Origin of the sequence: Clostridium sartagoforme, assembly GCF_039521405.1 — a bacterium.
Classification (GTDB): domain Bacteria; phylum Bacillota; class Clostridia; order Clostridiales; family Clostridiaceae; genus Clostridium; species Clostridium sartagoforme.
Genome location: NZ_BAAACH010000008.1, coordinates 1 through 16844, shown reverse-complemented (window position 1 = coordinate 16844; position 16844 = coordinate 1). Strand labels below are relative to the sequence as shown.

11 protein-coding genes and 1 riboswitch are annotated in these 16844 nt (G+C 27.1%); of the genes, 6 read left to right on the top strand and 5 right to left on the bottom strand.

Translation table 11 applies throughout. The features are described from left to right. The first annotated feature begins 144 nt into the window (after positions 1-144). A complete protein-coding gene (locus tag ABDZ60_RS02280) occupies positions 145-1863 on the top strand; it encodes an ABC transporter ATP-binding protein (protein ID WP_047001504.1) in 1719 nt (572 codons plus the stop codon). A 14-nt stretch (positions 1864-1877) separates the two neighbouring features. Continuing rightward, the gene (locus ABDZ60_RS02275) at positions 1878-3611 is read left to right on the top strand and encodes an ABC transporter ATP-binding protein (RefSeq protein WP_343775559.1); all 1734 of its coding nucleotides are present in this window, start codon (positions 1878-1880) and stop codon (positions 3609-3611) included. Between the two features lie 148 nt (positions 3612-3759). Here ABDZ60_RS02275 and ABDZ60_RS02270 read toward each other — a convergent pair whose 3' ends face one another. Continuing rightward, positions 3760-4971, bottom strand: coding sequence for a winged helix-turn-helix domain-containing protein (locus ABDZ60_RS02270; RefSeq protein WP_343775556.1), 1212 nt, complete (start codon positions 4969-4971; stop codon positions 3760-3762). Positions 4972-5385: 414 nt separating this feature from the next. On the opposite strand from ABDZ60_RS02270, the gene ABDZ60_RS02265 reads away from it, so the two are divergent. Beyond that, positions 5386-6732, top strand: coding sequence for an MATE family efflux transporter (locus tag ABDZ60_RS02265; protein WP_343775553.1), 1347 nt, complete (start codon positions 5386-5388; stop codon positions 6730-6732). Between the two features lie 144 nt (positions 6733-6876). On the opposite strand, the gene ABDZ60_RS02260 is transcribed toward ABDZ60_RS02265, so the two are convergent. Next, positions 6877-7332 (bottom strand): GNAT family N-acetyltransferase, encoded by a 456-nt coding sequence (locus ABDZ60_RS02260; protein WP_047001508.1) that lies wholly within the window; start codon positions 7330-7332, stop codon positions 6877-6879. A gap of 39 nt (positions 7333-7371) precedes the next feature. Further along, positions 7372-7716, bottom strand: a complete 345-nt coding sequence (locus ABDZ60_RS02255; RefSeq protein WP_016206630.1) for a phenylpyruvate tautomerase MIF-related protein — start codon at positions 7714-7716, stop codon at positions 7372-7374. A 218-nt stretch (positions 7717-7934) separates the two neighbouring features. On the opposite strand from ABDZ60_RS02255, the gene ABDZ60_RS02250 reads away from it, so the two are divergent. Then, positions 7935-8504: a protein kinase family protein gene (locus ABDZ60_RS02250; RefSeq protein ID WP_016206629.1), complete on the top strand. Its 570-nt coding sequence runs from the start codon at positions 7935-7937 to the stop codon at positions 8502-8504. 124 nt (positions 8505-8628) lie between these two features. Here ABDZ60_RS02250 and ABDZ60_RS02245 read toward each other — a convergent pair whose 3' ends face one another. After that, positions 8629-9705: a L,D-transpeptidase family protein gene (locus ABDZ60_RS02245; protein ID WP_343775545.1), complete on the bottom strand. Its 1077-nt coding sequence runs from the start codon at positions 9703-9705 to the stop codon at positions 8629-8631. A 188-nt stretch (positions 9706-9893) separates the two neighbouring features. Then, a riboswitch (TPP riboswitch) is annotated at positions 9894-9994 on the top strand. A gap of 62 nt (positions 9995-10056) precedes the next feature. Between ABDZ60_RS02245 and thiT the strand changes: the two genes are divergently transcribed. Next, entirely contained in the window at positions 10057-10710 is a 654-nt protein-coding gene (gene thiT / locus ABDZ60_RS02240; RefSeq protein WP_343775542.1) for an energy-coupled thiamine transporter ThiT, read from the top strand. 513 nt (positions 10711-11223) lie between these two features. Here the strand turns inward: thiT and pulA are convergent. Continuing rightward, positions 11224-14151, bottom strand: coding sequence for a type I pullulanase (gene pulA / locus ABDZ60_RS02235; protein WP_343775539.1), 2928 nt, complete (start codon positions 14149-14151; stop codon positions 11224-11226). A gap of 243 nt (positions 14152-14394) precedes the next feature. On the opposite strand from pulA, the gene ABDZ60_RS02230 reads away from it, so the two are divergent. Next, the gene (locus ABDZ60_RS02230; protein ID WP_343775536.1) at positions 14395-16743 is read left to right on the top strand and encodes a family 10 glycosylhydrolase; all 2349 of its coding nucleotides are present in this window, start codon (positions 14395-14397) and stop codon (positions 16741-16743) included. Positions 16744-16844 lie beyond the last annotated feature (101 nt).

The following is a 16844-nucleotide window of genomic DNA, read 5'->3' as shown; positions in this document are numbered from 1 at the left end:
CAAAAATAAGCTAAAGAGTTTTAATTTTAATATACATTTTATATGCTTTCATAAATTTAAGATATTCTATAAAACTTTTATTATTGAAACTTAATGTTATAATAGGATTTAGTTGTAACATTATTGATAAAGGACTGATGCATATTGATAAAATTAATACAATTTTTAAAAGACTACAAAAAAGAATCTATACTAGGCCCTATTTTTAAATTAATAGAAGCCATCTTGGAATTATTTATTCCAATAGTTATGGCCAAAATTATTGATGTAGGTGTAAAAAATAAAGATATGATTTATATCTTTAAAATGGGTGGAATACTTATATTGCTTGGAATTACTGGACTTATCTTTGCCTTGGTTTGTCAATATTATGCTTCCAAGGCTTCTCAAGGTGTAGGTACCGCTATTAGAAGTTCCTTATTTAGTAAGATTAATACATTTTCTCATAGCGAAATTGATAAAATTGGTACTCCAACATTAATTACTCGTATAACAAATGATGTAAATCAAATACAAAATGGAGTTGCTATGATGATAAGACTGGGGTCTAGAGCTCCATTTATAATAATTGGATCAACTATAATGGCTTTGGCATTAGATTTAAAATTATCTTTGATTTTTTTAATTACTATACCACTTATTACTCTTACTATTTACTTCGTAATGAGCAAATCTCTTCCTTTATATAAAATAATACAAAATAAATTAGATACTATTTCCTTAATAACTAGAGAAAATCTTGAGGGTACAAGAGTTATTAAAGCTTTTTCAAATGAAGAAAATGAAAAGTTAAGATTTAAAAATGCTAGTAATGATTTAAGTGATATATCTATTAACGTTGGAAAAGTCTCTGCTCTTCTTAATCCACTTACATATATAATTATGAATTTATCTATTGTTGCTATCCTATGGTTTGGTGGTATAAAAGTAAATTCTGGCTCATTAACTCAGGGTGAAACAATAGCATTTGTAAATTATATAACTCAAATTCTTCTTACATTAATAGTTTTTGCTCAATTAATAGTTATATTAACTAAAGCATCAACTTCTGCTAATAGGGTAAGTGAAATACTTGAAATTGAATCTACAATAACAGAAAATAATATTATTAAACTTAATAATATCACCACTAATCCATTTATAGAGTTTAAAAATGTTTGCTTTTCATATACTAACTCTAATGAATATTCATTAAGCAATATATCTTTTACTATTAATAAAAATGAAACCATTGGGATTATAGGAGGCACTGGTTCAGGAAAATCAACTCTTATTAATTTAATTCCAAGATTTTATGACTCATCAAAGGGACAAGTACTTGTAAATGGAATTGATGTTAAAAATTATTCACTAAAATCTCTTAGGAATTTAATAGGAATAGTACCTCAAAAAGCTGTATTATTTACAGGTACTTTATTAGAAAACTTAAAATGGGGAAAAGAAGATGTAACTTTAAGTGAAATTGAAGCTGCCTTAGAAATTTCTCAGTCATCATCTTTTGTACAATCCTTACCAAAACAATATGATACTCCTATACTTCAAGGAGGTAAAAATTTGTCTGGTGGACAAAAGCAAAGACTTACAATTGCCAGAGCTTTAGTTTCTAATCCTGAAATACTTATATTAGATGATAGCTCAAGTGCATTAGATTTCACTACAGATGCTAATCTTAGAAAAGCTTTAAAAGAAAAAGTCAAAGATACTACAGTAATAATGGTTTCTCAAAGAGCTAGCAGTATTAAAAATGCAGATAAAATAATAGTTCTAGATAATGGTGAAATAGCTGGTATTGGCAGTCATGATTATCTAATTGAAAATTGTGAAGTATATAAAGAAATTTATTCTTCTCAATTAAAAAATTAGGAGGTGACTGATATATGAATCTTCCATTACTAAAAAGGATCTTGAAATATACAAAACCATATAATAAATATACAATTCTAGCTTTTTTTACTGCAGTAATTAACATAACTCTTACACTTTTTACTCCAATAATTATAGGAGAAGGAATAGACTTATTAATAGGGCCAGGAAATGTTAACTTTTCAAAATTATTTAAAATATTAATTCTCCTTTCAATAACAGTTATATTTTCGCCAATTCTTCAACTTATTATGACTAGATGTACTAATATTGTGAGTTATAAAACTATTAAAGATTTAAGAATTGATGTTTTTAATAAACTAAATTCCTTGCCATTAAAGTATATAGATAGTACTTCTCATGGAAATATAATGAATGGAGTAATTAATGATATAGAAATTGTGTCTGACGGACTTCTTCAAGGATTTTCACAACTTTTTACTGGAGTAATAACTATAATTGGAACTTTAATATTTATGCTTTCAATAAATATTAAAATTACTTTAATAGTTGTTATAATAACTCCTTTATCTCTATTTACAGCTTCTACAATAGCTAAGCATTGTCATTCTATGTTTAGAAAGCAATCCCAAGTCCGAGGCGAATTAAGTGGATATGTTGAAGAAATGATAGGAAATCAAAAGATAGTTAAAGCCTTTTCCTTTGAAGATAGATCTAAACAAGCTTTTGAAGATATAAATAAGAAATTATATACCTATGGCCAAAAAGCTCAATTTTATTCTGCACTAACCAATCCTTGCACAAGATTTGTTAATGGACTAGTTTATGCAGCCGTAGGAATAATTGGTGCTATTAGTGCTATTAATGGTACTATAAGCATAGGTCAGCTTTCTTCATTTTTAAGTTATGCTAATCAATATACTAAGCCATTTAATGAAATATCAGGAGTTATAACAGAACTTCAAGCTGCATTTACATCTGCAAGTAGAGTATTTAAAATTCTAGATGAAAAAGAAGAAACTTCAGATTCTAAGGATTCTATTACCTTAAATACTTGTGAAGGATATATAGATATAAATGATGTTTCATTTTCATATAGCACAGATAAAAGTTTAATTGAAAATTTTAATTTAAAAGTTAAACCTGGATCTAAAATTGCAATAGTTGGTCCAACTGGTTGTGGTAAAACAACGCTAATTAATTTACTTATGAGATTCTATAATATAAATTCTGGAGAAATAAAAATAGATGGTATTAATATAGATAATATAACTAGAAGTAGTACAAGAGGTTTATATGGTATGGTCCTTCAAGACACTTGGCTATATTCTGGTACAGTTAAGGAAAACATAGCTTATGGCAAGCCAAATGCTTCCTTAGAAGAAATAATATCTGCTGCAAAAAATGCTCATGCCCATAAATTTATAATGAATTTACCTAAAGGTTATGATACTGTACTTACAGATGATAGCTCCTTATCTCAAGGACAAAAGCAACTGCTATGTATTGCTAGAATTATGTTATCTAAACCACCAATGCTTATATTAGATGAAGCAACTAGCAGTATAGATACACGTACAGAAATTTATATTCAAAAAGCTTTTAATAAATTAATGGAAGGTAGAACAACCTTTATTGTAGCTCATAGGCTTTCAACTATTCGTGAAGCTGATTTAATCTTAGTTATGAATAATGGTAAAGTTATAGAACAAGGGAATCATACTGAACTATTAAATAAAGGTGGTTTTTATGCTAACCTATATAATAGTCAATTTGCTTTAGCATAAAAATTTTATAAGGATATACTAATAATTCTCTATTAAAAAGCTTATTAGTATATCCTTAAATTTATAGTAATAATAGTATATATTTTTATTTTTTAAATTTATTTAATCTCTTAATATTAAGGTCACTTTCAATATCTTCAGCAAATATTTATATTCTATTTATTTTGTTAAATGAATCTCTTGATATTCCATCTGCTTTTAAATATTTACAGAACTTATCTAAGGCTTCTTTTACAGAATCTATGCAATCATTAGTGACTTCAAAATTATCTTCCCACCACCAATTTTTTATTACTAATGGCTTATTCCCTCTATGAAGTTCTGGTTCAAATCTTGCTACAATTCTATCTCCATATAAAACTGGCAAAACATAATATCCATATTTTCTTTTGTCTATTGGCTTATATACTTCCCAAGTATAATCAAAATCAAAAATATCTCTAGTTAACTTCCTATCCCAAATTAAATTATCTAATGGGGCTAAAAATTTTACATTACTTCCATTAATTGAAGTAGAATCATTTAAAATTGATATATCTTCTTTCCTTAAATAGAATGTTTCTTTTAAATTTTCTACTCTAATAAGTACTAATTCTCCTTCATCTACTAATCCATTTAATACTCTTTGTCTTAAAGTTTTGTTAGAAATATAATTACCTAGCCAACCTTCTCCACTTCTATCCCAGTAAGCTCCTATGCTACCTATTCTTCTTTTAACATACCATTTATAGAACTCTTCATCATTTTGAAATGGCTCTGACTCATATAATATTTCAGAAGGTAATAATCTTTCAATTAAATCATATTTCTTTTGAGTATTCTTCTTTTCCTTGACTCCAAGCTCTCCACTATTCCACATATAATCCATTGTAGCACTTGAGAGCTTTCCATGTCCCCATCTTCCTTTTTCTACAGAACCTAAATCAATTTCTGATGGGATAGTGGAACCATTTTTTTGTATGAATTCTTTTACAGGTTCAACGTAGTTTATTGCATCAAGTGAGTTCCTATTCTTTAATACATTTTCAACTTCTTTTTTTCTTTCATCTCTTACTCTCTTAAAATATGGCCAATCTTTAACAGAATATATAGCCATCATTTTATCCCATCCATCTATTAATTCTCTTTTATTATAAAGTAAATCCTCTAACATTACAGGATCATAATCTTCTATTCTTGATTGAATAACTAAATCTGCATTCCTTCCTACAACATTTAGCGGATCATATTGAATGCATCCAACTCGCTCTATAAACTTTTTAATTCCCTCTTCCCCAATAAAGGTATTATTAGTGTATAATCCTTGATATACTACTAGGAATCTTCTTAATTCTTCCTTTGATATATTAATTACTTGCATATTTTTACCTCTCAAAAATTTTATTCTTATCTAATTTTACATTTATATAATAATGATTCAGTTTACATTTTGTAATTAAATTAATTTCATAACACTACATTTTAAACCTCTTTTTTATAAATATAGTTTAACATATTTTTACATAGTTTGTTTAAGTTGTTACAAAGTTATTAAATTCATCTATTATTTTTGTATATTTTGTACACATTTAGATATTTTTTATATATTTATTGCATTAAATTTCTACTAATCCTATAATTGTTATTTGTATTAAAAACTCAAATTTATTTTCTAAATTTGAAATAATATTGATAATAACTTTTTATAATGTTATTATTGAGAAAGTTTTTACAATGTTAGATTATTTTATATGTGTAAATTTATTATGGATTTTATATAAATGGAGGGCTATTTATGACAAAAGATATGACAACAGGAAATCCTGTAAAACTAATTTTAACATTTTCTATTCCTTTACTTATAGGTAATATATTTCAACAATTTTATAGTATGGCTGATACTATAATAGTTGGTAAATTCCTTGGTGTTAACGCATTAGCAGCTGTAGGCTCTACCGGTGCTATGGCTTTTTTAGTTAATGGATTTGTTATTGGATTAACCGGTGGTTTTTCTGTTTTAGTTGCACAAAGATTTGGCGCTAATGACGAAGAAGGTGTAAAAAAAGCCTTTGCAAGTTCCTTAATTTTATCAATAATTATGACTATTATAGTTACTTTTATAAGTATGATTTCTGCAAGACCTTTACTTGAGCTTATGAATACACCAGCTGATATTATTAATGATTCCTTGTCTTATATCATCATTATTTATGCTGGTAATGTTGCAATAATATTTTATAACATGCTGTCAAGTATATTAAGAGCTCTTGGAGATAGTAAAACTCCTCTATACTTTTTAATTATTGCTTCAATACTAAATGTAGTTTTAGATATTGTGTTTATCTTTAATTTTTCAATGGGTGTAGCTGGAGCTGCTTATGCTACTATTATTTCTCAATCAATATCTGCAATATTATGTGCAATATATATAGTAAAGAAGTTTCCTATATTAAAATTAAAAAAACATCACTGGAAACTAAGAAAAAACTATGTTCAAAAACAATTGAGAATTGGTGTTCCAATGGCACTTCAATTTTCTATAACTGCTGCTGGAGCTATGGTACTTCAAGGTGCTCTTAATAACTTTGGTTCTAAAATAATAGCTTCATATACTGCTGCTTCTAAAGTTCAACAGCTTGTTATGCAGCCTGCTGTTACCTTTGGAGTTGCAATGGCTACTTATTCTGGGCAAAATCTTGGTGCTGGGAGAATAGATCGTATAAAAGAAGGGGTTAAAAAATGTACTATTATTAGTATTATTGTAAGTATAGTCTCAACAATTGTAGTAATATCATTTGGCGGTGCCTTTACAAAATTATTTATAGACGGAAATGATTTAGAAGTAATATCATATGCAAGGCATTATTTAAATACAGTTTCTATATTTTATATTCCACTAGGATTAATTTTTATATATAGAAATACTCTTCAAGGAATTGGTGATAGTTTTGTTCCTATGATGGCTGGAGTTGCTGAAATGATAGCTAGAACTGTAGTTGCATTTACATTACCAGGATTAATAGACTTTACTGGAATTGCTTTAGCTGACCCTGCTGCTTGGTTTGCTGCTGCTATTCCTCTTGGAATCACTTACTTTAAAAGAATTAATGTACTTCTAAATGAAAAACAATTAGCAGCATAATAAAAAATTAGAAATCTATAAATTTCCTTATTTCTTTACTTTGCTTAACATTAAGTCAATCTTACTTATTACTAATTAAATAGAACTTAAAAAGGAAATTATAAAAGTTACTACTAAATAATACTTTTTATAATTTCCTTTTTATTAATTGTCATCTTCAATATCTCTTAGCATTTCTATGTGAGGAATATCATCCTCTAAATATACGTTAGAAACATCTTCAAATCCTAAACTCTTATAAAAGTCTTTTATATACACTTGTGCTGATATTCTAATTTTACTTTTACCATAAATATCATTTATATATTCAATTGCTTTTTCCATTGCTTTTTTCCCTAAGTCTTTTCCCCTATGGATTTTATTTACTACTACACGACCAATAGATATTTCATCATAAGAAATTCCTTTATCTAGTATTCTTAAATAAGCTAAAACTTCATTATTTTCTATAGCAAATAAATGATATGAACTTAAATCTTTTCCATCACAGTCTTGATAAATACATTCTTGTTCCACAACAAACACTTTATTTCTTAATTCTAGAATACTATAGAGTTCCCTTATGGTTAAATCATCAAATCTTTTTATTTTCCACTCCATCTTTATTCCCCCTAAAGGATATATAAAAGCAAAATTTAATTAAAAATTAAAACCATTAAATCCCCAATTTTCTACTTCTTCATATTTAATATATATTGCATTTTGAGGAATGTTTAATTCTAACTCGTATAATTCACAAATTTCTTTAGTCACTTTATCTAAAGATTCTTTTGAAGCTTTACCAAAAATTTTAACTTCTATAAATGCTCCATAATTTAATTCCTTACCTTGAAAATATAGTGAATATTCATCTTGAAATCCTATCATAAGATAATTTTCACTTTTTCCTGGAATATTTTTTATTATATTTGCTAATTTAGCTTTTAATATATCTTTTTTTTCTTTATTTAACTTTACAGTTACTTTAGAATCTATAAATGGCAATCTTATCCCCTCCATACTTCTTATCTACAATCTATTAATTAGATAATTATAAATCTAAATATAAAAACTGTAAATAGTTGTATTAATTATATATATCATAGCACAAAATTAATATTTCCTACCTTTAATATTATTATTACATTAATTAATACTTATTTAATATCATATTTTCTTTTTTTGCATATAATATCTAAAAGCAATTATTATAGAGTGGTAATATGAAATACTTATTAGAAATTCAAGATTGTAAACTTTTAGGATCTGGAGCTGAAGGCTCTGTATACTTGACCCCTGAAGGATATGCTCTTAAAACATTTAAAAACATAAAATCTGCTAAGAATGAAGAAGAAATCCTTAGAAAAACCTTAGATAGCCCTTTTTTCCCTAAGCCTATATTAAGGATAAGTAATATTTTAATAAGAGACTACGTAAGTGGTGATAATCTCTTTGAATATATTTCAAAACACGGCTTACCATATAATCTATCAGTAGAAATAATCGATCTTATTGAAGATTTAAAAAGATTAAAGTTTAAAAGAATTAATATAAGAAATGCTCATATATTTGTAGATTCAAAGGGTAAAATTATGATAATAGATCCAAGAAAACCTTATTCAAAAATAACTCCATATCCTAAAGATATAATTAAAATATTAGTCAAGCTTCACTTGTTTGATAAGTTTTTAAAGGATGTTCTAAAATATAAACCACATTTAATCTCTTATTGGACATCTGCTTATAATTATCTTGCCTCTCCAAGAAAAAGAAGAATTTATCGATATGGCTAATTAAAAATAATTATAAAAAATAAGGTTGGAATCATATTGTTTATAATTCCAGCCTTATTATAGTAAAATATTTTTCTATATTTATGTAAAATTATTTCTAACTTTTATATAATTCCAATATATCTTAATAAGAGTAAAGTGTACTATAATTTAAAGCAATCATTATTTGAGGATTTTCTGATGGATTTATCCATTGTAGAATTTCCTTCATTTTATTTAATTCTACAGCTACACACCCCCATGTAGGAATTCCAACATCTACATGTAAGAATATTGCAGAGCTTTTTCCTGGAATTACAGGCCATCTATTATAGTCTATTACTAATGAATATTTATATGAATCACTATGCTCTATTAAATGTTCTGCTGAATTCCATCTTCCATTTGCAGAGCCAAACTGCATTGTATTATAGTAAGATGAACTTTCATCATCTACCCAATATTCTGACCCATCTAGTACTCTATATGGAATCTTACTTCCTGGATTCTGTGCTACTCCAAATGCTTCTGTTAAACTATATACTCCGGTTGGGGTGCATAAGTCCATTTCATATACTTCACTTGCTTTCTTCATTCCATTTTCACCTAATCTTGCAAACATACTGTCATATTCATACCAATTACCATTACTATCTTTCTGCCATAAAACTAACTCCGCTGTACTTCCCCCTGTACTTACAACAGAAATTATTTGATTTGAGCTTTTTGCTACAGATGTATTAGCAATTTTAGGATTATTATTGTTTTGAGTTTGTGTACTATTGTTACTATTAGTTATTTCATTATTATTATTTTCTAAAACTGTAGAATCATTTTCCTCATTTTTTTCTTTCTCAACAGCTTTTTTCCCTAAATCTTCTTTTATCTTTTCTTCTTCTAGTTTTTTATCTTCTTCATCTTTAATTCTTTTTTCCACTGATGATTTTAAATTACTTAATTGAGTTATAATATCATTTGCTCCATTTAAATTCTTATTAGCTATGTTTCCATTAAAATTTTCTTTTAGATGGTTATATACATTTTCTTCATTACTATTCATATTAATAATTTCAATATCATCAAATTCTTTAATTATTTCTTCTATTTGCACTTTTAATTTTCTATCATTATTTGCTTTCACAATATAAATACTACTACTTATTAAAATAATAATAGATATAAGAAAAATTATTATTGCTTTTATCTTTTTTTTGTTTCTCATTTTTCCCCATCCTATAAACTATTATAAATAATATAAAAATTTATTCATTAAACTATGCACTGTGTCCTTAAATATATAGTACCTTTTTTTGAAAAATAAATAAACGGTAATTTATTACAAATATCTACTAATAAAATTTATTGACTTTTTAATTATTTTTATATAAACTTTACTTATAAATTAAATAATTTAAGTGCTAGGGGTGCCTTTTGGCTGAGAAATGATTAATCATTAACCCTCTTTACCTGATCTGGATAATACCAGCGTAGGAAAGTCACAATGTATTTTGTAGAATTAATTTTTTATTAAGCTATATAGATGCCTCCTAGCATATTTTAGGAGGTATTTTTTATGAATAATTTTATTAACACAATAAAAGAAAGTTTTATTGAAATTTTTAAAAGCCCACTTTCTTTGGCAACTTTAATAGGCGTAATAATTTTAATATTAGCTCTTATAAAGTTTAAAAGGATTAAGCTTGATGCTAAAATAATGTCTAGAATAGGTATAGCTTTAGCACTAGCTACAATACTTCATCTTATAAAAATAGTGGACTTGCCTAATGGCGCAGGAAGTATAAATTTAGGAAGTATGGTACCAATTTTAATAATTTCCTTTATTTATGGACCTGAAATTGGTATGCTTGCTGGATTCTTATTTGGAGTTATTTATTTAATCTTAAGTCCTTATATACTTCATCCAATTCAAGTACTATTTGATTATCCTCTTCCTTTCATGGCTATTGGGCTTGCTGGATATTTCAAAAATAAAAAGCTAATTGGAACTTTTATAGGTATGTTTGTAAGATTTATATTTCACTTTATATCAGGTGTTCTATTCTTTGGGCAATTTGCTCCTGATGGATGGTCTCCTACCCTTTATTCTCTAATTGTTAATGGTTCAGTTGTTGGAGGAAACTTAATTGTAGTTTTAGTTATCATTGCATTACTGCCATTAAATAGAATTATAGAAAAAAGTTCTAGCCTTCATAGTAAACAGTTGTAAAATTTTGTGAAGCATTTTTCAGTTCACAGTTCACAAGGCACAATGCACAGTTGTTTTATTTTTTTAGGGAACAGTTATCAGGTATCAGGTAACAAGTACTAGATGTAAACTATAGATTTATTTTGCGAAGCAAGCTTCTTAGGTAAAAGGTAACAGTGAACAGGTGTCAGGGAACAGGTATCAAGCTCAATTATAGTCTGCTCCACTTAACTAAGTTTTTAATTTGCCTCACCAATTATTTTTTACCAATAACTTAATTCATTATTAATTTAAATTCTTAATATAAGTTGGCGAAGGTAAATAGAATATGTGAAATAAGCATATAGCGAGAAACTAGAAGTACTTGGTGAAGGAAGAACTACTATGCCTTAGTGTTGTTGGTTTGTCTGAGAGCAGCGAGTTTAACCAAAACTCTTGGCATAGTAGTTCTCCGAGCTTAGTACTTCTTTGCGTAGCTATTTAGCTTATGAAACATATCTATTTATCGTAGCCTTTATATTCGCAATTTAAATCTTATGAGTATAAAATCATAATTGAATATGATTTTAATCTAGGAATTTCTGATGTTTTAACTTTCTTTAATACGTCTATACCTGCCTTATTAGAATCAGCAATTATGCTCCAATCTTCATTTTGGAAATTTGGTATATATTGCTTTATATCATAATTATCTATTGAAGTTCCATTATACACGACTATTAAATCATTTATGTCTTTTTCTATACTATTAAAATTTTTAAAGTGCCACTTTATTACTCCAGCATTTTCGTCTCCGTTTAAAAATGAGATTTCAATATTGTTTATTTCTTCTCTTGTACTTAATTTAAAAGAATTAAACTTTTTTCTAATATCTATAAGCCCTTTTATATAATTAAATACACTAATATATTTTACTTTATCCCTCCAAAATATAGCGTTTATATTATCTGGACTCTTATAGCTGTTATGATCACCATTTTTGGTTCTTAATAACTCTACTCCTCCTTGAATAAATGGGATTCCTTGAGCTGTCAATATTATTGATAAGGCTAGTATATTTCTTCTCACTAAATTATTGTCTAAAATATTTTCTTCTGTTATTTTTCTATAATCCTCAGTTTTTATATTTTGTGTTAAACTTTTTTCTATTTGGTCCCAAAGAGTATAATTGTCATGAGCATCTACATAATTTATACTTTCTCTTGGATTAAGTGTCAGCGTATTTATTGATCCTTTTAAGCCCTCTATTATGCTCCAAGCAGTAGCTCCATCATGTGAGTTTCCATTAACAAATCCATTAGAAGGGCTATTATTTCCTCTTATAAAGTCTCTAAATATATCATTAAAAACAGAAAAATCTTCCCCTCTTTGACTACCTTTATGTGCTCCATTTGTAAGAGGTGAATTTCCTCCTTTCCATGGTTCACCATAAATTAATATATTATCCTCGATTTCTTTACTTACTTTTATTACTTCTTTAATTGTATCTATATCAATTAATTCCATAAGATCAAACCTTAATCCATCTATATGGTAATTCTTGAGCCAATGTCTTATAGAATCAATTATAAACTTTCTTACCATAGGTCTCTCAGTTGCTATTTCATTACCACACCCTGATCCATTTGTAAATCTTCCTCTATAATCAGTTCTAAAATAGTAAGATGGAACTATATTATCTAACCCTCTAGTTTCTTGCATATGATTGTAAACTACATCCATAATTACTCTTATTCCATTTTTATGAAGTACCTTTATCATTTCTCTAAGCTCTATTATTCTTGAAATTGGATTATATGCATCGCTTGAATAACTTCCTTCTGGAGCATTATAATTTTTAGGATCATACCCCCAATTTCTATTTCCATTTTTATTAGATTTTCTCTCATCAACAGATCCAAAATCAAATATCGGCAACAAATGTACATGGGTTATCCCAAGTTCTTTTAAATGATCAACTCCTGTTTTTATAATAACTTTTCTATTTTTATCTTTATAAGTTGTTCCTTCTTTAGCCAATCCTAAATATTTTCCTCTTATTTTTTTATCTATTCCACTATCATCACTTATAGTAAAATCTCTTACATGAATTTCATATATTATGGAATCTTCCTTTCTTAAAAGCTGTGGTCTTTTATCAAACACCCATCCTAGAGGCATTGATTTAACATTGTTTATATCTATTAAAAATCCTTTTTCTCCATTTATTCCTACCGATACTGCATATGGATCTACTGCATAATTTATTTTTATATATTCTTTTCCTTTTCTATCTATATCTTTAAAATAAATTTTATATAAATAAAATTTATTTTCACTACTTTTCCTATCTATATTTACATAATAAGTCCCACTTTTATTATCTTTTTTCATTTCGTATGAAATTTTCGTATTTTCATTAGTATCATACCAATTTTCATATAGACACAAATTTATTTTGAAAGCTGTTGGAGCCCACATTCTTAGGTGAATTTTTTTTTCATCATATACAATTCCCATATCATTTTCATGATAATAATATTTATCTAAGTATCTTCTCATTGTAACCTTGCATGGAAGAAAGGTGTTATTCGCTCTTATTTCAATTAAATCACTTGGATCTATATCTAAATTTAAATCCATAAATTCTATTTTTTTTGATAATTTATCAATTATATATTTACAATTTTCTTTCTTAATTCCATTTATATAAATATAAAATTTTGTTCCATCTATTGGAGCTTTGGATAAAAAGGCTGTTATATTATCATTATTATCCATTAGTGCTATATCTATTTTAGGCTTTATATATTCAATCACATCTTCTAAATTTGTTATAAGTTTGTTTTCACCATAAATAATATAACAATTTTTAATTGATTCAGGTATTTCAAAGGTTGCTGTTTGCTCTGACCAATCATTTCCCCAGTTGTCTCCCCACGCTCTTCTTCTTGCAATTATATTTTCTTCTTTAACAAAGGCACATCTTCCAAAATCATTTTTTTCTTCTAATTCTATCGCATAGGACTTCCCATAATTTGAAAAACTCCAGAGATCCCATTTATATCCGTTACCGCAATAATCACCATCACTTTTTATAAAATGTATTAATGTATCTTTTACTTCTTTTAGAATTATTGGGAACTCTCTACATGCTTCTTCACCTGTTATTTTATCTAAACACGTCACTTTAATTGATTTTTTTTCTTTTAAATTTTTACTAATTTTAATTTTATTATTTATTAATGTTATATCTTTTCCTAAATAGTCAATTTTCCAATTAACATCTCTTATTTCTTTTATTCCAAATATAGATTCTTTTAATGCTATTAATTGTATATCTTGTTCTAAATAAAACTCATTACATGATGCTTTTATCTCTAATGAATTGATATTATTAATTTCTTTATTGTATCTTTCTTGTACTTTTAAAGAGTTGTCATTGTTTATATCATTATAATAAATACCCTTATAATCTATCATTTTTTCAACTCCTAAAATTCTTCTATTATATTTTATGCTCATAAATAATTATTGCCCCTGTATGTCTTATTATAGTCACTATATCATTCTATTAATACTTTGAAATTAACTTTTAAAAGATATTTGAAAATTAATTTCATTTTTTCTAAATAATGTTGAAATATAAATTCTTTTGCGTTACAATATTATTAACTTGTAAACTTTTCCATACAAGTATTATTATTCATTATTTAGGAGGGTATTATGATAAAGAAAAAAGCTTTGACTTTATTTTTACTAGCTAGTATTTCAAGCCAAGCCTTCACTTGGCAAAACTCATTTGCAATGGACAATGAGTCACCTTTATTTAATTTTAAAACTTATAACTTTGCCACTGGAGAAGTAGAGTACGATGAAACCACTCCAGTATACCTTTACAAGAATGGACCTCAAGTAACTATTCCAGATGAGTTTATTAATCCAAAAGAGCAATTTAGAACGGCCTGGTTATCCACTGTAGTAAATATTGATATTTCTGATGTTACAAGTGATCCAAATTTATCTGCTGAAGAAGAATTTAAAACTGAACTTTCTTCAATTCTAAATAAATTTGAAGAATTGAATTTAAATGCTGTTACTTTTCAAGTAAGTCCTATGCTGGATGCTTGGTATCCATCAGATATTGCTCCATGGTCTCAATATCTTCATAAGGGTGGAAGTAGTTATACATTCCAAGGCAAGGATCCTGGTTTTAATGGATTTGACCCATTAGAATGGTTAATATCTGAAACTCATAAAAGAGGTATGGAATTCCATGCTTGGTTTAACCCATATAGAGTCACAAACAATGTTGATAAAAGATCTATTACTGAAAAGTTAAACGAACTTGCAGAAAATAACTTTGCTAGAAATAACCCTGATTTAGTTTATGAATTTCAAAATAAGCTATTTTTAGATCCAGGTAAACCAGAAGTTATTGACTATGTTGTTTCAAGAGTAGAGGAAGTTGCAACAAAATATGATGTTGATGCAATTCATTTTGATGATTATTTTTATCCATATAAGTATACTGATAATGGTAAAGATATATTTTTCTATGCACAAGATTTAGATAAACAAACTTTCCTAGATTATAATAGGGGATTTGGGGAATACACTGTTGAAAATGCTGCTAAGTGGAGAGAAAATAATATAGATCTTTTAATTAATGCAGTAAAAAATAAAGTTACTACTATCAATATGAATGAAAATAGATCTATACAATTTGGTATTTCGCCATTTGGAATATGGGGACATGCAGAAAATTATTCTGAGGGTTCTAATACACCAGTTGGATCCACATCAAGTCTAAGAGATCAATTTGCTAACACAAGAAAATGGGTAAAAGAAGGATTAGTTGACTATTTAACGCCTCAGATTTATTGGGCTTTTAATACTGCTGCTGCCCCATATGGTGAATTACTTAAATGGTGGGATGATCAATTTAAAGGAGTTAGCAATTCTCATCTTTACATTGGACACCCTAATTATAAATATATAGATGCGTCTTGGGATAATAATTTTAAAAATCCATATGAAATAGCTAATCAATTAAGATTTAATCAAAAATTTGAAAACGTTAAAGGAAGTGCTTTCTTTTCTTTTGATAAACTTCTACCTAAGACTGTTGTAACTTCTGGTGATAAATTTGATATATTAAATCATGCTAATAAAATTTTACAAACTAGCTATTTAAACTTACCTGCCAATGTTCCTGGAAAGCCTTGGCTTGATAAAATAGAAACTCTTCCTGTTACTAACGCAAAATATGAAATTAAAGATAATACAATTAAGCTAAGCTGGGATGATAGTAATAGTGATAGTAAATTTTATTGTATTTACAGACAAGAAGGAAATTTAGATACAGTTGATATAACCAATCCTAGGAATTTAGTTGCTCGTTTCGGAGTAAAATCTGGTAGAGAGTTTGTTGATACTAATATAGATTCTACTAAAACTTATACTTATGCAGTTACAGTAATAGATAATGCTTCTGTAGAAAATGACGCTAAAATATTTAATAAAGAAACCTTGGATAATGAAGCTGCTGCTCTTCCTGTTATAGAAGCAATTAATAAAATTCCATCTTTAGATAAACTAACATTAGATGATGAATCAATTGTTACTGCTGCTAGATCATTGGTTAAAGCTTTAAACAATGATTTATATGTTACTAATTTAAATGTATTAATTTCTGCTGAAAATAAAATAGAAGAGCTTAAGATAGAAAAAATTAAGCAAGAACAAATATTAAAGGAAAATGCTGCTATTTCTGCAATAGACAAGCTTCCAACTTTAGAAACTTTAACTTTAAAGGATGAAGATGTTATTAAAGCTGCAAGAAATTTAGTTACTATTGCAAATAATGATTCAGCAATAACTAACTTAGACAAGCTTATAAAAGCTGAGGCCAAAATAAAAGAATTAAAAGAAAATTCTACTAAAAATCCTGTTGAAGAAAAAAATAATAATGGTAATAAACTTCCTACTACAGGAGGAAAAAATTCTTCAATATTATTGAGCTTTGCATCAATGCTTACTATAGCTGGGGTAAGCTTATTTAAAAAGAAATAGCTATAATTACAAAGGACAAGTTTTACTTGTCCTTTCAGTTTGTTGAAAAACCCCCTGTTTAAAAACAGAGGGTTTTTCTATATATTAATTGTGAATAAAAT